At 72.7% G+C, this 15,812-nt stretch carries 14 protein-coding genes; 6 read left to right on the forward strand and 8 right to left on the reverse strand.

What is annotated here, in order from left to right; all coding sequences use genetic code 11:
• Positions 1-37: 37 nt before the first annotated feature.
• Entirely contained in the window at positions 38-745 is a 708-nt protein-coding gene (locus tag QSK45_RS07730) for an HAD family hydrolase (protein ID WP_285554520.1), read from the reverse strand.
• 332 nt (positions 746-1,077) lie between these two features.
• Here QSK45_RS07730 and QSK45_RS07735 point away from each other — a divergent pair, with 332 nt between their 5' ends.
• A complete protein-coding gene (locus tag QSK45_RS07735; protein WP_285554522.1) occupies positions 1,078-1,743 on the forward strand; it encodes a ScbR family autoregulator-binding transcription factor in 666 nt (221 codons plus the stop codon).
• Here the strand turns inward: QSK45_RS07735 and QSK45_RS07740 are convergent.
• The 3 genes from QSK45_RS07740 to leuA all read right to left on the reverse strand — a co-directional run bounded on the left by QSK45_RS07740 (position 1,668) and on the right by leuA (position 5,602).
• Positions 1,668-2,888 carry a sialidase family protein gene (locus QSK45_RS07740; RefSeq protein ID WP_490993511.1) on the reverse strand — a complete coding sequence of 407 codons (1,221 nt, stop codon included), beginning with the start codon at positions 2,886-2,888 and terminating at the stop codon, positions 1,668-1,670. The two genes, QSK45_RS07735 and QSK45_RS07740, sit on opposite strands and share 76 nt — an antisense overlap.
• 111 nt (positions 2,889-2,999) lie before the next feature.
• Positions 3,000-3,695 carry a TerB family tellurite resistance protein gene (locus QSK45_RS07745; RefSeq protein ID WP_285554524.1) on the reverse strand — a complete coding sequence of 232 codons (696 nt, stop codon included), beginning with the start codon at positions 3,693-3,695 and terminating at the stop codon, positions 3,000-3,002.
• A 185-nt stretch (positions 3,696-3,880) separates the two neighbouring features.
• Entirely contained in the window at positions 3,881-5,602 is a 1,722-nt protein-coding gene (gene leuA / locus QSK45_RS07750; protein WP_285554526.1) for a 2-isopropylmalate synthase, read from the reverse strand.
• Positions 5,603-5,974: 372 nt separating this feature from the next.
• Between leuA and QSK45_RS07755 the strand changes: the two genes are divergently transcribed.
• Together QSK45_RS07755 and QSK45_RS07760 are read left to right on the forward strand one after the other, a co-directional pair.
• A complete protein-coding gene (locus QSK45_RS07755) occupies positions 5,975-7,045 on the forward strand; it encodes a M4 family metallopeptidase (protein WP_285554528.1) in 1,071 nt (356 codons plus the stop codon).
• 24 nt (positions 7,046-7,069) lie between these two features.
• Positions 7,070-7,336: a protealysin inhibitor emfourin gene (locus QSK45_RS07760; RefSeq protein ID WP_285554530.1), complete on the forward strand. Its 267-nt coding sequence runs from the start codon at positions 7,070-7,072 to the stop codon at positions 7,334-7,336.
• A gap of 16 nt (positions 7,337-7,352) precedes the next feature.
• Here QSK45_RS07760 and QSK45_RS07765 read toward each other — a convergent pair whose 3' ends face one another.
• A complete protein-coding gene (locus QSK45_RS07765) occupies positions 7,353-8,369 on the reverse strand; it encodes a hypothetical protein (RefSeq protein ID WP_285554531.1) in 1,017 nt (338 codons plus the stop codon).
• Between the two features lie 176 nt (positions 8,370-8,545).
• Here QSK45_RS07765 and QSK45_RS07770 point away from each other — a divergent pair, with 176 nt between their 5' ends.
• Complete coding sequence (locus QSK45_RS07770) at positions 8,546-9,859, forward strand: GH1 family beta-glucosidase (RefSeq protein WP_285554533.1); 1,314 nt, start codon at positions 8,546-8,548, stop codon at positions 9,857-9,859.
• Positions 9,856-11,109 carry an MFS transporter gene (locus tag QSK45_RS07775; protein WP_285554535.1) on the forward strand — a complete coding sequence of 418 codons (1,254 nt, stop codon included), beginning with the start codon at positions 9,856-9,858 and terminating at the stop codon, positions 11,107-11,109. The genes QSK45_RS07770 and QSK45_RS07775 overlap by 4 nt, the downstream gene beginning before the upstream one ends.
• A 15-nt stretch (positions 11,110-11,124) precedes the next feature.
• Here the strand turns inward: QSK45_RS07775 and era are convergent, their stop codons facing one another.
• The 3 genes from era to QSK45_RS07795 form a co-directional block, all read right to left on the reverse strand.
• Positions 11,125-12,078 carry a GTPase Era gene (gene era / locus QSK45_RS07780; protein WP_285554536.1) on the reverse strand — a complete coding sequence of 318 codons (954 nt, stop codon included), beginning with the start codon at positions 12,076-12,078 and terminating at the stop codon, positions 11,125-11,127.
• A gap of 930 nt (positions 12,079-13,008) precedes the next feature.
• A complete protein-coding gene (locus QSK45_RS07790; protein WP_285554538.1) occupies positions 13,009-13,368 on the reverse strand; it encodes a cytidine/deoxycytidylate deaminase family protein in 360 nt (119 codons plus the stop codon).
• Positions 13,369-13,406: 38 nt separating this feature from the next.
• Positions 13,407-14,228 carry a helix-turn-helix transcriptional regulator gene (locus QSK45_RS07795; protein WP_285554667.1) on the reverse strand — a complete coding sequence of 274 codons (822 nt, stop codon included), beginning with the start codon at positions 14,226-14,228 and terminating at the stop codon, positions 13,407-13,409.
• A gap of 151 nt (positions 14,229-14,379) precedes the next feature.
• Here QSK45_RS07795 and QSK45_RS07800 point away from each other — a divergent pair, with 151 nt between their 5' ends.
• A complete protein-coding gene (locus QSK45_RS07800; protein ID WP_285554540.1) occupies positions 14,380-15,801 on the forward strand; it encodes an MFS transporter in 1,422 nt (473 codons plus the stop codon).
• Positions 15,802-15,812 lie beyond the last annotated feature (11 nt).

Consider the following 15,812-nt stretch of genomic DNA (forward strand, 5'->3'; position numbering starts at 1 on the left):
CGGGTCCCGGGCCCGCGACCGCCTGGCGCGGTCCGGGTCAGTCCGGCTCCGGCCCGCCGGCCACGCGCGTCTCGGCCCAGCTGACCAGCTCGGGCTCACGCAGTGTCGGCAGCCACAGGTCGGCCCGTTCCGCGCCGTCCCCGGCCGGGCGGGGACCGACCCCGAGCACCCGCAGCCCGGCTCGGTGGGCCGACTCCACCCCGGTCAGGGAGTCCTCGACGGCCATCGCCTGGAGCGGGGGCACCCCGCACAGCCGCGCCGCCAGCAGGTACACGTCCGGCCAGGGCTTGGGACGTACCGAGTCGCCTGCCTCGGGTACGACGATGTGCTGGAAGTGCGTGCGCAGCCCGGCCCGTTCCAGGCTGCCCTCCACCACGACCATCGGGCAGTTGCTGGCCACCGCGAGGGGCAGCCGGCCGGACAGCGTCCGGACGAGGTGGACGGCGCCCGGCATGGTCACCGGGTCGTCGGTGACCAGCTCCAGGAAGTGGTCGAGGAGCGCGCCCGTCAGGCCGGCCGCCAGCTCGGGTTTGTGCACCGAGTCCGCCATCAGCCGGCCGCACTCCTCGTAGTGCATGCCCTTGGCCTGCTCGGCGAACCCGGGCGGCGCCTGGAGGCCGAACTCCCGGAAGGCCCGGCTGCGGGCCTCCTGCCAGTGGCGCTCGCTGTCCATCAGCGTGCCGTCGCAGTCGAAGACGACGGCTCGGGGCGACCAGTCGAGCAGCGGGCGGGGGTTGGCGTTCACAGTGACCTCCTAGGGTGGCAGGGACGGGGGGCGGCGTGCGGCGCACGCGTGGATGAATTGCGGCATTCCCGATCGATCCACAGGAAACGGAAAGATAGCGACGACTACGATATTTTCCCGTCGGGAAATCATGCAATAACCCCATAGAGGGACTGGACTGCGGCGATATCCGGGTGTATGGGATGTGCAAACGACTCCCATACCACCCAGCCGCGTTCACGCTCGAAGGAAATACGTGATTACCGCGCGAGTGTGATTCCTGATTGCTCCCGGCGTACGCGGGCGCACTACATTCAAGCCGTCGGAAATGCCGGACGAGGGCAGGCGGAACGTTGCAGGAACGGGCCAGGACAACCCGCAGATCACTTCTGGAAGCGGCCGCCCAGCTCTTCGCCGAACAGGGATACGCGGGCACCAGCGTCAACGACATAAGCGCACGGTCCGGCCGGACCAGCGGCGCCGTCTACTTCCACTACGCCAGCAAGGAGGGCATCGCCCTCGCCGTCGTCAGGGACCGCTTCGCCACCTGGCCCCAGCTCACCGCGCGCTACGCGGACGCGGCGGTCCCGCCGGTCGACCGGCTCGTGGCCCTCAGCTACGACATCGCCCGCGCCCTCGCCGAGGACCCGCTGACGCGCGCGGGCGCACGCCTGTGGGCCGAGCGCGCCACCATCGACGCACCCCTGCCCGACCCCTTCGCGCTGTGGACCGCCGCGGCGACCCGGCTGCTCGCCGAGGCCCGGCACGCGGGCCACCTGGCCGCGCATGTGCGCCCCGCGCCCACCGCCCGGACCCTGGTGCGCGCGTTCTTCGGGCTGTGCTCCCTCACCGAGGCGCTGGAGGGCGCGGCCACCGTCACCGACCGGCTCACCGACTGGTGGCAGCTGACCCTGCCCTCGCTCCGGGCCGCCGCCCCGGGGGGTCAGCGGCGGGACGGCGAGCCCGCGGGCGAGTGGGCGCCGACGCCGGTCAGCCGGCGGAACTCCAGGCCGTCGTAGGAACCCGTCTCGTAGAGGACACCGACCGCGCCGGTGCCGAGCTGGACCAGGTCGGAGTAGGCGGCCGGGCCGTCGTTCAGGGTGGTCAGGCGGGTGAAGGTGCGGCCCGCGTCGGTGCTGGACCACACGGCCAGGTCGCGCCGGGCGGTCGGCACGGAGGGCGCGGAGAACAGCAACGGGGCGCGTGCGCCCTGGAGTTGGAGGACGCTGCCCTGGACCACGGGGACGTCCTTGAGGGTGGGCTGCGCGGCGTAGGGGCGGTCGAGGCCGGCGCCGCCGTCGGACGAGTAGGTGTCGAGGCGATTGCCGGGGGCGCTGCCGTACTGGTCGCGGGCGCTGAAGTAGACCCGTCCGTCGGGGAGTTGGGTGGCAGTGGTCTCGTTGACGTCGACGACCCCGCCGGGTCCGGTGGCGGTGAAGCCGAGGCGCCAGGTGAGGCCGCCGTCGTCGCTGTAGAGGGCGTGGCCGCCGTAGTGGCGGCTCTCCCGGCCGGTGTCCTTCGAGCCCGCGGGCGGGGCGGTGGAGTGGTCGGCGGGGACGAGGAGGCGCCCGGCACGGGGGCCCCGGGTGAGGGCGACGGCGTGCCCGGGACCGGTGGCGTACCAGCGCCAGCCGGGGCGCTTCACGTCGGCCGTGATGTCCCGCGGCGCGGTGAAGGTGCGGCCGTCGTCGGTGCTGCGCTGGACGTACACCCGGCGGCCCCGCTCGGCCGTGACCCGCCCGCGCATGATCTGGTCCTCCGTCACGTCGCCCGGGTTTCCGCAGGTGACGAGGACGATGGCGCCGGTGCTCGGGTCGACCACGGGCGCCGGGTTGCCCCGGGTGTCCCCCTCGCCCGCGGCCACCACGGCGAGCGGGCCCCAGGTGCAGCCGCCGTCGAGGGAGCGGCGCAGCACCACGTCGATGTCGCCGCTGTCGCCGGAGCCGTCGCGCCGGCCCTCGGCGAAGGCCAGGACGGTGCCGCGTCCGGTGCGGACCAGGGCGGGGATGCGGTAGGCGGCGTATCCGCCCCGTCCCGAGGTGTAGGGCCGGGAAGAGGCGCAGCCCCGCGGGGGGTCGAGTGGCCCGGCGTGGGCCGGCGGGGGGGCCGCCAGGGCGGCGAGGAGCGTGAGGCCGGTGAGAACGGCGCGTCGCAGCGGAGTCACGCCGTGATGCTGCCCCGATCCGGCCGGCCCTCGCTACTCCGTTCGGGGTAATCCGGGCACACCGGCGGCGCATCCGCAGGGTTCGGGAGGGCGGCGGGGGGCGCCGGGTGGTCAGGACGGGGTGCGGGCCGCCGCCAGGAGCCGGGTCACGTCGTCGGCCGGGAGCGTCAGGGCCGCGCCGACCGTGGTCAGGGCATCGCGTTCGGCGGGGGTGTAGGGACCGTCGGCGAGGGCGATGTGGGCGCCCTGGAGGAGCAGGGCCTCGCGGCCCGCCGGGGCGAGGTGGGGGGCGAGCGGGTCCAGCGCCTCGTGCAGCTCTATGGTCAGGCCGGCGCCGCAGGGCTCGCCCAGGACCCGCCCGGTGTCGGCGGCCAGGGCCTCGACCAGGGCGGCGAGCTGGTCCTCGGTGCAGTCGTCGACGCCGCCCGCGCGGACCGCGGCACAGGCCGTCTCCAGGGGCGCCCGGGAGCCGGTGCCGCCCGCGGCGAGGACGGCGAGGGCGACGGTGTGCACGCCGTCGCGGAGCATCGCCGAGAAGCGGCGGGTGGTGGGGTGGTCGAGGACCTCGGTGCCGTAGCGGTGGCCGCAGGCGGCGCACTCCACGACGGGCCCGGTGGTCCCGCGCGGCAGCACCGGCACCCCGAGCAGGGTGAGCCGGCGGCGTCCGGTGAGCCGCTGGTAGTTGCGGTCGCCCCCGCAGCCGGGACAGTAGAACTCGCCGTCGCCGACGGGCGTCCATGCGATGCGGGTGCCCAGGATGCGCGGCACCCTGGAGTCATGGCCGTCTCGTCCCCGTACTGGCAGCACGTCGCACCTCCCTCACCGCACGGCACCATCGCCGCGCTGGCGTGATGTTAGCCACATCACGGAGGCTGAGTCAGTACCCCGGACGATACCGATCTGTGACCTGTTCGGCCCTATGGCCGAGAAACGACGGGGCTCCGGTCGCCACGCGCGGCGATCGGAGCCCCGAAACCCCCGATGGGGGTGGATCAGCGGGCGGCGCGGTTGACGGCCGAGACGACCGCCTTCAGCGAGGCACGCGTCGTGTTCGCGTCGATGCCGATGCCCCACAGGACCTTGCCGTCGATCGCGCACTCGATGTACGAGGCGGCCTGCGCGGAGGCGCCCTCGCTCATCGTGTGCTCCTGGTAGTCGAGCAGGCGTACGTCGATGCCGATGGACTCCAGGGCGTCGAAGAAGGCCGAGATCGGACCGTTGCCGGAACCGGTCAGCACGCGGTCCTCGCCGTCCACGGTGGCCTCGACGGTGAGCGTGTCCACGCCGTCGTTGTCGGTGGTCGACTGACCCGTCTTGACCTGGATGCGGCCCCACGGGTTGTCCGGGTTGGGCAGGTACTCGTCCTGGAAGACCGCCCAGATCTCCTTCGGGGTGATCTCGCCGCCCTCGGCGTCCGTCTTCGTCTGGATGATCTTCGAGAACTCGATCTGCATCCGGCGCGGCAGGTCCAGCTTGTGGTCGTTCTTCAGGACGTACGAGACGCCGCCCTTGCCGGACTGGGAGTTGACGCGGATGACGGCCTCGTAGGAGCGGCCGACGTCCTTGGGGTCGATGGGCAGGTACGGCACCGCCCACTCCAGGTCGTCCACCGAGACGCCCTTGGCCTTCGCGTCGGCCTCCATCGCGTCGAAGCCCTTCTTGATGGCGTCCTGGTGGGAGCCGGAGAAGGACGTGTAGACCAGGTCGCCCACGTACGGGTGGCGCGGGTGGACCTCCATCTGATTGCAGTACTCCCACGTACGACGGATCTCGTCGATGTCGGAGAAGTCGATCTGCGGGTCGACGCCCTGGGAGAACAGGTTCATGCCCAGGGTGACCAGGTCGACGTTGCCGGTGCGCTCGCCCTGGCCGAACAGGCAGCCCTCGACGCGGTCGGCGCCGGCCATCACGGCCAGCTCGGCCGCCGCCACCGCCGTACCGCGGTCGTTGTGCGGGTGCACGGACAGGCACACGTACTCGCGGCGGGAGAGGTTGCGGTGCATCCACTCGAAGCGGTCCGCGTGCGTGGACGGGGCCGAACGCTCCACCGTGGCGGGCAGGTTGAGGATGATCTCGCGGCCCGGACCCGGCTGGTAGACGTCCATGACCGCCTCGCAGACCTCCAGGGCGAAGTCCAGCTCGGTGTCGGTGAAGATCTCCGGCGAGTACTGGTAGCCGAACTCCGTCTCCGGGCCCAGCAGCTTCTCGGCGTACTCCATCACCAGGCGGGTGCCGTCGACGGCGATCTGCTTGATGTCGTCCTTGGAGCCGCGGAAGACGACCCGGCGGAAGACCGGGGCGGTGGCGTTGTACAGGTGGACGGTGGCGCGCCGCGCGCCCTTGAGGGACTCGACGGTCCGCTCGATCAGGTCCTCGCGGGCCTGGGTCAGGACGGAGATGGTCACGTCCTCGGGGATCGCGCCCTCCTCCTCGATGATGGAGCGCACGAAGTCGAAGTCGGTCTGGCCGGAGGCGGGGAAGCCGACCTCGATCTCCTTGTAGCCCATCCTGACCAGCTGGTCGAACATCCGGCGCTTGCGCTCGGGCGACATCGGGTCGATCAGGGCCTGGTTGCCGTCGCGCAGGTCGGTGGAGAGCCAGCGGGGAGCTACGGTGATCCTCTGGTCCGGCCAGGTGCGGTCCGGGATGTCCACCTGCTCGTAACGGCCGTACTTGTGGATCGGCATGGAACTGGGCTGCTGGCGGTTGGCCATGGTGCGTGGCTCCTCGATGGGGTCCGGATGTCCGAGTGGACGGCCGACGACGCAACGCCAAGCTCCGCGGGGAGGGAGTCGGCCTCGACTACAGACCCTCGCCGCGGCAGCTAAGGAGAAGCAGCCCGAAACGCATGATGCTGCGCAGCCTAGCCGAGCGGTTCAGGATGTGGGGACGCCGTCCAGTATGCGGGACCGTGGGGACAAAAAGGGCAAAGAGTGCCGTAGACCACAGCGACGCCGCGAGGGTGGCACGGAAAGGCGCATCGCCGTACCACAGCGTCACACCCCGCCGTGTCCTCTGTCCCGGTATTTCACCAATCATGGTTGCGAGTAGTGACTTTGACGTCACTCAGTGCAATGGTCGATGACATGACGACGACGAACGGGGGCTTCGGGCCCGTCTTCTGCACGATCGTGCCGCCGCACGTCCTCGACCGGCTCTCCCAGGCCGAGGACCCGGATGTGTCGGCACCCGCCCGCCGCTCCCTGGAACACGACGCCTACCAGCGCACCCGGCGCCGGCTGACCACCGTGCTCGGCGCGACCGCCGCCGCGCTTCCCGAGGGCGCCGCCGCCGACCGGCCGCACCGCACCGTCTACGACACCCACCACACCCAGGACCTGCCCGGCACCAAGGTCCGCGAGGAGGGCTCGGACCCGGGCCCGGACGCCTCCGTCAACCGCGCGTACGCGGGCCTCGGCGCCACCTTCGAGCTGTACCTGAAGGTGTACGGCCGCCACTCCATCGACGGCAACGGACTGCCGCTGGACGCCACCGTGCACTTCGGGGAGGGCTACGACAACGCCTTCTGGAACGGCGAGCAGATGGTGTTCGGCGACGGCGACGGCAAGGTCTTCCTCGACTTCACCATCCCGGTCGACGTCATCGGGCACGAACTGACCCACGGCGTCACCCAGCACACCGCCAACCTGGAGTACTTCGGCCAGTCCGGCGCGCTCAACGAGTCGCTCTCCGATGTCTTCGGCTCGCTGATCAAGCAGTACGCGCTGGGCCAGACCGCCGCCGAGGCCGACTGGCTGATCGGCGCGGGTCTGCTCGCCCCGGGCGTGCACGGCACCGCGCTGCGCTCGATGAAGGCCCCGGGCACGGCGTACGACGACCCGGACCTCGGCAAGGACCCGCAGCCCGCGACCATGGAGCACTACGTGCGCACCGGCCGTGACAACGGCGGCGTGCACATCAACTCCGGCATCCCCAACCACGCCTTCTACCTCGCCGCCAAGGCACTCGGCGGCCACGCCTGGGAGAAGGCGGGGCAGATCTGGTACGACACGCTGACCGGCGGCGACCTGGCGTCGGACGCCCAGTTCGCCGACTTCGCCACGCTCACCGTGAAGGCGGCGCGCGAGCGGTTCGGCGCCGACGAGCTCCAGGCCGTGCAGAAGGCCTGGGAACAGGTCGGGGTGCCCACGCGGTAGCGCCCGCGCTGCGACACTGGACCCATGCGGATTCAGGTGAGGCGCACAGGCGGTTTCGCGGGCATCGAGCGCCGGGCCGAGGTGGACACCTCGGCCCGGCCCGACGCCGAGGAGTGGCACTCCCTGGCCGGACGCGCCCTCGCGTCCGGCCAGGACACCCCGCCGGCCGGTGTCCCGGACGGCTTCAGCTACGAGATCACGGTGGACGGCCGCACGGTGTACGCGGCCGACCCCCGGCTGTCCGAGGACCAGCGGGAGTTGGTCTCCCGGGTGCTCAAGGAGGGCGCTTAGCGGGACGCGGGGATCGCTAGCAGTAGCCCTTCTCCAGGAAGCCGCGCCGACCCGGGTCGCCGAGGTCCAGCGGGATGTCGACGTGGCTCGGCAGCTCGGCGAAGGACGCGTTGGGGAGGATGAACTCCCGCCCGGTGTACCGCTGTCGTACGGTCTGCTCGTCGGCGGGCTTGCACACGAACGGGTTGGCGTACGTGTTGTAGCCGAGGCCCACACCGGTGTTGAGGAACCCGGCGTCCTGGCACTGGTACAGGACGGCGCGCAGGGCGGCGGCGTCGCGCGGGCCGGTGTAGCCGGACTGGAAGCCGGCGAAGCAGGCCAGCGAGGAGGCGCCGTCGTACGGGGAGGGCCCGGCGGCGGCCAGCGCGTCGAGGAAGTCGCGGTTGCAGCCGATGGCCGCCGAGGGGGCGGCGCCCTGGAGCAGCTGGTCGCGGCGGCAGCCGGTCACGTCCTGGAAGGCGCCGACGACGTCCTCGCCCTTGCGCAGGCGTGAGTAGGCGAGCACGAGGTCGCGCTGGGCGGCGAGCGGGTAGGCGCCGGTGTCGCCGAACTTCTCGTCCAGCAGCCGGAACCAGGTCTCGAACGCCGGGACCTGGGCGCGGACCTGGGCCGGCACGGTGTAGACGGCCAGATCGGTCGGCGTGGTCCAGGTGTCGAGTCCCGGGTAGCCGACGAAGGACAGGACGCCGATGCCGGTCTTCGGCGGCTGGTCGCCGTAGCGGCTGCGCAGCTGGAGGTACCGCTCCAGGTTGGTGTTCGAGCCCGCCCACGCGTACCAGAAGCCGCTCGGGTAGAGAGTGGTGTCGCCCCGGGTGTGGGTGGTGCCGAACAGGGTCGGCGCCACACAGCGCACCCGGCGCGCGTCCCAGGCGGCCTTGTACTCGGCCGGGGTGGCGATGCAGTCGGTGGACGCCGTGTCGCGCCGGGTGTCGGCGAGCGCGCCGGGCACGCCGCCGAGCAGGAAGAGCAGGCACGCCGCGAGCACGGTGAGCAGTCGTGCGCGCGGCCTGGTGGACCGCTGATGGAGAGTCATGCGGGACAGTCTCGGAACGGCGGTGCGCGAGATGCCAGTCGATTGGGCCATGCGGCCCACAGGCACGCGGTCACTGGAGCCGCTGCGCACACGGGTGTTGGCCACTTCCCGCCCGTGCGTCGGCCACTGTCGGCACGGGCGTTGACTTCGTTACCGGGGGTACGGATGATCCGGCCATGGCGACTGACGCAGGCAATCCGATCCCTCGGTTCCCGGCCGGCTTCCTGTGGGGCGTGTCGACCTCCGCCCACCAGATCGAGGGGGCGGCCGACGAGCGCGAGCCCTCCGTGTGGGATGAGTTCACCGCCGGACCGGGCCGGGTGAAGGACGGCTCGACGGCGGCGGTGACCTGCGACCACTACCACCGCTACCCCGAGGACGTGGCCCTCCTCGCCGGCCTGGGCGTGGACGCGTACCGCTTCTCCGTCTCCTGGCCCCGGGTCTCCTCCCCCGGCGGCCTCGACTTCTACGACCGGCTGGTGGACGAGTTGTGCGCGGCGGGCGTGCGGCCGGTCGCCACCCTCTTCCACTGGGACCTGCCCGCCTCCCTGGACTGGCTGGAGCGGGACACGGCGGCCCGGTTCGCCGACCACGTGTCGGTGATCGCCGGGCGCCTGGGCGACCGGGTCGCCAAGTGGATCACCCTCAACGAGCCCGCCGAACACACCCTCCTGGGCCACGCCCTCGGTGTCCACGCCCCCGGCAAGCGGCTGCTGTTCGACGCCCTGCCGGTGGCCCACCACCAGCTCCTCGCCCACGGCCTCGCGGTACGGGCCCTGCGCGCGGCCGGCGCCGGCGACATCGGCATCGCCAACTCACACGGCCCGACGTGGGCGGCGTCCGCGGACCCGGCGGACACGGAGGCCGCGGACTTCTACGACACGCTCCTCAACCGACTCTTCGCGGAACCGGTGCTGCTGGGCGAGTACCCGGAGGGGCTGGGCGATGTGATGCCCGCCGACATCGCGGCGGATCTGACGGTGATCGCCGAACCCCTCGACTGGTACGGGATCAACTACTACGCGCCGACCCTGGTGGGCGCCCCGCTGGGCACGGAGACCGAGTTCGGCGGGGTGCCGATACCCGCGGAACTCCCCTTCTCGGTGCGGGAGATACCGGACCGGCCCCGGACGGACTTCGGCTGGCCGGTGGTCCCGGAGGGGCTGACCGAGCTGCTGTGCGGCTTTCGCGACCGCTACGGCGACCGGCTCCCGCCGATCCTCATCACCGAGAACGGCTGCTCGTACGAGGGCCTCGACGACCAGGACCGGATCGCCTACCTGGACGCCCACCTCCGCGCGCTGCACGCCGCGTTGACGGCCGGGGTGGACGTGCGCGGCTACTTCGTGTGGTCCCTCATGGACAACTTCGAGTGGGCCGAGGGCCATGCGCGGCGCTTCGGTCTGGTGCACGTGGACTACGAGACGCTGGAGCGGGTGCCGAAGGCGTCGTACCGGTGGTTCCGGGACGTGCTGCGGGCCCAGAGGTGACCACCGGCCGCCTCCCGGCCGCGCTCGCCGAGCCGGCCGAGCCGGTGGGCCGGGGCTGGACGGCGGCCCTCTCGCTGGCCAACGGGGCGATCTGGGTGGGCTGGTTCGGCCCCCTCCAGATCCTCCTGGCCTCCCAGGCGAAGGACCTCGCGCCCGGCACCGGGATGTCCAAGGAGACGCTGCTGGCCTGGGTGACCGGTACGGGCGCGGTGGTCTCCCTGCTGGCGAACCCCCTCTTCGGCGCCCTGTCCGACCGTACGACCGCCCGTGCGGGCCGCCGCACGCCGTGGATCGTGTCCGGGGCGGCGGGCGGCGCGCTGGCGCTGCTGCTGCTCGCGGGCGCGGACGGGCCGTGGTCGATGGCACTCGGCTGGTGCCTGGTGCAGTTCACCCTGAACGCGGCCTTCGCCGCGGTGACGGCGGCCGTCCCGGACCGGGTGCCCCGGCGCCAGCGGGGCGCGGTGGGCGGCTGGTTGGGCGCGGCGCAGATCCTCGGCGTGGTCGGGGGCACGGGCCTGGCGACGGCGGCGGGCGGCGTCCGGGCGGGCTACGCGGCCTGCGCGGCGTGCACGCTGGCGGGCGTCCTGCCGTACGTCGTGCGCTACCGGGATCTCCGCCTCCCCCGCGGGAACCGCCCCCCGTGGTCCTGGCGCGGCTTCCTGGCGTCCTTCTGGCTGAGCCCCCGCCGCCACCCCGACCTGGGCTGGGCCTGGCTGACCCGCTTCCTGATCAACCTGAGCAACTCCCTGGTACTGCTGTACCTGCTCTACTACCTCCGCGACCGCGTCCACTACCCCGACCCGGGCCGGGGCGTCCTGATCCTGACCGCGGTGAACGGCGTGACCCTGCTGGCGACGGTGGTGATCGGCGGGGTCTGGTCCGACCGGCTCGGCCGCCGCAAGCCGTTCGTCGTCTGGTCGGGCGCCCTGATGGCGCTCGCGACGGCCGCCCTGTCCGGCTGGCAGACCTGGCCCGGAGCGGTGGCGGCGGCGGCCGTCCTGGGCGTCGGCTTCGGCGTCTTCACCTCGGTCGACTTCGCCCTGATGACCGACGTCCTGCCGCACGCCCTCGACCGGGCCAAGGACCTGGGCGTCATCAACGTGGCCAACGCCCTGCCCCAGGCGGCGGCCCCGGCCCTGGCTGCGCCGCTGGTGGCGTACGCGGGCGGCTACCGGGTGCTCTATCTGGTGGCGGCGGGGTTCGGGGTGGCGGGGGCGGTACTGGTGGGGCGGATCAGGGGAGTGGACTAGAGGCGGACCAGCGGGTCAGAAGCCCAGCTTGCGGAGCTGCTTCGGGTCCCGCTGCCAGTCCTTGGCCACCTTGACGTGCAGGTCGAGGAAGACCGGCGTACCCAGCAAGGCCTCGATCTGCTTGCGGGACTTGATGCCGACCTCCTTGAGCCGCTTGCCCTTCGGCCCGATGATGATGCCCTTCTGGCTGGGCCGCTCGATGTAGACGTTCGCGTGGATGTCGAGCAGCGGACGGTCCGCGGGCCGGTCCTCGCGCGGCAGCATCTCCTCGACCACCACCGCGATGGAGTGCGGCAGCTCGTCCCGCACCCCCTCCAGCGCCGCCTCGCGGATCAGTTCGGCGACCATCACCTGCTCGGGCTCGTCCGTGAGGTCGCCCTCGGGGTAGAGCGCCGGCCCCTCGGGCAGCAGCGGCACCAGCAGGTCGGCCAGCAGCTCCACCTGCTTCGAGCCGACCGCGGACACCGGCACGATCTCCGCCCACTCGAAACCCAGCTCCTTGCCGAGCTGGTCGATGGCGATCAGCTGCTCGGCGAGCGTCTTGGAGTCCACGAGGTCGGTCTTGGTGACGACGGCGACCTTGGGCGTCTTCCTGATCCCGGCCAGTTCCTTGGCGATGAACCGGTCGCCGGGTCCGATCTTCTGGTCGGCCGGCAGGCAGAACCCGATCACGTCGACCTCGGCCCACGTCGTGCGCACGACGTCGTTCAGCCGCTCGCCCAGCAGCGTGCGCGGCTTGTGCAGACCGGGGGTGTCGACCAGGATCAGCTGGGCGTCGGGCCGGTGCACGATGCCCCGCACCGTGTGCCGCGTGGTCTGCGGCCGGTTCGAGGTGATCGCCACCTTCTGCCCGACCAGAGCGTTCGTGAGGGTGGACTTGCCCGCGTTGGGGCGGCCCACGAAGCAGGCGAAGCCGGCGCGGTGGACGGTTTCCGCCGGCTGCTCGGATGACTGGGTGCGAACGCTCATGCCGTTCATTGTCCCTGATCCCGAAGCCCCCGCCGCACCGCGAACCTCCGGTGACAGAGCGTCGCGACACCGTCACGGAAACACACTTCCACTCGCCACACGACCACCATCGCCACCAACGGCAGCCGGGTCATTGCGTGGAACGACGTCCGCGCCGGGACCCGCGCCCCGGCGCACCCGCGGTCGCGGCGACGGCCACCCGGTCGGGCGACGGCGCGTCGGGCGAGGTCTCGAAGAGTCGTGCCGACTGGCCGGGCAGCGGCTCGGCCGGCACCCGGGCCGCCCGGCGGGGGTGCGGCCGAACGCCGGTGGTGGCTGGGGCGCAGGTGGGGCACCGCGGGCGCGGGCAGCGCCGGGCCGCTCACCCGGAGGTGGATCCGCTCCCCGGGTCGATCCGCTCGTCCAGCGCGACGATCGCCCCGGGATGATCACCGGGCTCCGCGTCCCGCGGCACTCGCGGTGTCAACGGCACGGTCACCGTCCGATGCCCCGGCACCATGATCCGCGCCGTCGCGAGCCGTCCCCGCACCCCGGCCCCGCGCATCGCCGCGGCGGCCGTGCGGCGGCGGACGTGGCCGTGCCGCCGCCGAAGATGCCGCGGCGCGCGGTGACGGCCGCCGACCGGGGAGCCACGGCGGCCGCGGACGGTGCGCGGGCGGGACCGGCGACCGCGAGGGCCCCGGCGGCCACGGCCGCCTCCTGCCGGGCACGCCGGACGTGCCGGTCGGGTGACCGGAAGGTGCGCCGACGAGCGGCAGGCCGGTCGGGCGGGCGCGGGCGCACGGGACCGGCGGTGCGGATCTGACGGGTCGTAACCGGCTTTCGCCCGGCTGAGGGACGGAGCGGAGGCCGCCGCGGGACGTACGCGTTCACTGACGCACCGCGCCCCGCGACCCGGTCAGGCCGAATTCCGGCCGGTCTCCCGGTGTGTCACTCGGAGTCGGCGGAGAGGGTGGCGCGCACCGTGCCGTCCGTCCCCGCGAGCAGCACCGGTGTGCCCGCGGCCCCGAGGTCGGCCACCGCGGCCAGGTCCTCGGCCGGCACCGACTCCACGTCGCTGACCACCGCCGCCGCCTCCAGCGACGCGGCGCCGGACGCCACCGCCATGGCGACGGCGGTGCGCAGCGCGCTGAGCTTCAGCGAGGGCAGGTCCACGGTCCCGGCGACGTAGGTGCGCCCGGTGTCGTCGCGTACGGCCGCCCCCTCGGGCACGGCGTTGCGGGCCCGCGCGGAACGGGCCAGGGTCACGATCTTGCGGTCCTCGGGGTCAAGCGCGCTGCTGTCGGTCATGCCCCGAGCATACGAAGCCGTACGGAGTCGTACGACGCTCACCCCGCCACGGGGTACATGGCGCCCCGCCGGCCCTCCGGGGAGGCCAGCCACTCCAGCTTCTCCGCGGTGTTCGCCTCGTCCAGCGGAGCGTGCAGCACGATCATCAGATCGGGCCGGGCGGGCACCTTCAGCACCGTCGACTCCACGACCAGCAGCCCGGCCAGCGGATGCGACAGTTCCTTGCGCACCTGCCCCTGGTCCTCGATGTCCCGCTCGGCCCACAGCGCCCTGAACTCCTCGCTGGCCGCGCTCACCTCGGCGAGCACCTCCCGGAAGCCCTCGTCGTCGGGGCGCGCCGCGCACGCGGCCCGGAACTGCGCCACGACGGTGCGCGCGTTGCGCTCCCAGCTCCGGCTGCGCTCCCGGTACAGCGGGTCGGTGAAGAAGTCGATCAGGCAGTTCTGGGTGATGCCGGGGCGCATGCCGAGCACGATCGCGGCCGCGTCGTTGTACAGCACGCAGTTGTAGTAGAGGTCCATGATGTGCGCCGGGTACGGCATCCAGGTGTCGATCAGCCGCCGCAGCCCGTCGCACATGTCCCGCTTGCCCGGCGTCACCCGGGGCGCGGGCGGGTTCAGCCCGGCCAGCAGGTACAGGTGCCGCCGCTCGGCGTCGCTGAGCCGCAGCACCCGGGCTACCGCGTCCAGCACCTGCGGGGAGACGGAGATCTCCCGCCCCTGTTCCAGCCACTGGTACCAGGAGGCGCCCACCCCGGCGAGCACGGCCACCTCCTCGCGGCGCAGCCCCGGCGTCCTGCGCCTGCCGCCGCCGGCCGGCAGCCCGGCCTCCTCGGGGCTGATGCGGGCGCGCCGGCTCATCAGGAACTCCCGCAGTTCGTCACGCCGATGACTGCGCGTCGCCTCAGCAGCAGACACGTCCGCCCCTCCCCCGTCGGGTCCGTCTGGTGGTGCCACCACCACCATAAGTTGCGACTCCCCACCGGTATTCCGCTCGTCCGAAGCTCTTGCCATGGCGATCGACACCACCACCCAGACCTCCCCCGCAGCGGTCACGCCGCCTGACACTCCCCGGCTGTCGACGCGTGACAAGCTCGTCCTGTTCGTGCTGTGCGCGGCCCAGTTCATGGTCGCGCTGGACTTCTCCGTGCTGAACGTGGCCCTGCCCGCCCTCGGCCGCGACCTCGGGATGAGCCGCGCCGCGCTCCAGTGGGCCGTCACCGCGTTCGCGCTGCCCTCCGGCGGCTTCCTGCTGCTGTTCGGACGCGTCGGCGACCTCTTCGGGCGCCGCAGGCTGTTCCTGACCGGACTGACCCTGTTCGGCGCGGCCTCGCTGCTGTCCACCCTCGCCTGGGACCCGGCCTCCTTCCTCGCCGGGCGTGCCCTGCAAGGGCTCGGTGCGGCGGCGATCGTACCGACCGGCATGTCCCTGCTGACGACCACCTTCCCGGAGGGCCCGGCCCGCGACCGCGCCCTCGGCATCTCCGGCACCCTGCTGTCGCTGGGCTTCACCATCGGCATGGTCGCGGGCGGCACCCTCACCGACACCTTCGGCTGGCGCTCCACGATGGCCCTGCTGACGGTGTTCGCGCTGATCGTGCTGCCGCTGGCGCCGGGCCTGCTGCCGGAATCGCGCACCCCGGACCGCCCCCGCCTGGACGTGCCCGGCGCGGTCACCGTCACCGCCGGACTGCTGTCCCTGATCTACGCCCTGTCCACCGCCGCCGACCACGGCTTCGGCCGCGCCGACGTCATCGCGGCCCTGATCGCCGGACTCCTGCTGCTGGCCGCGTTCGCGATCGTGGAATCCCGCTCGGCCGCGCCCCTGGTCTCCCTGCCGATGCTGCGCCGCCGCACGGTGGCATGGGGCAACCTGGGCGGACTCGTCACCTTCTCGATGATGTCCACGATCGTCTTCGTGCTGACCCTGTACCTCCAGGAGATCCTGCGCCTGTCCGCCTTCGAGACCGGCCTGGTCTTCGGCTTCCAGGGCCTGCTGTCCGTCGTCGCCGGCACCCTCGCCCCGAAGGTCATCGGCCGCCTCGGCGCCCGCCGCACCCTGGTCGGCTCGCTGACCGGCCAGGGCGCGCTGATCGCGACCCTGCTCCTGCTGGACCGCCACGGCTGGTCGGTGTGGCTGGCCACGGCCGCGGTGGCCCTGGCCAGCATGTGCCACCTGGGCGCGATCATCGCCTACGGCCTGACGGTCACCTCGGGCGTCCCGGACGCCGAACAGGGCCTGGCCACCGGCCTGGTGACCTCCACCCAGCAGGTCGGCATCACGGTCGGCATCCCGCTGCTGGGCGTGCTGGCCACCACCTCCGGCGATCTGCTGTCGGGCGTGCGCACGGTGGTCGCGCTGGACGCGGCGATCGTGCTCGGCGCCGCGGTCCTGATCGGGCTGGGCCTGCGCCGGGGCCGGTCCGGGGCCTGACCCCGCACCGG

The organism is Streptomyces hygroscopicus subsp. hygroscopicus (assembly GCF_030269125.1).
Lineage (GTDB): Bacteria > Actinomycetota > Actinomycetes > Streptomycetales > Streptomycetaceae > Streptomyces > Streptomyces hygroscopicus_C.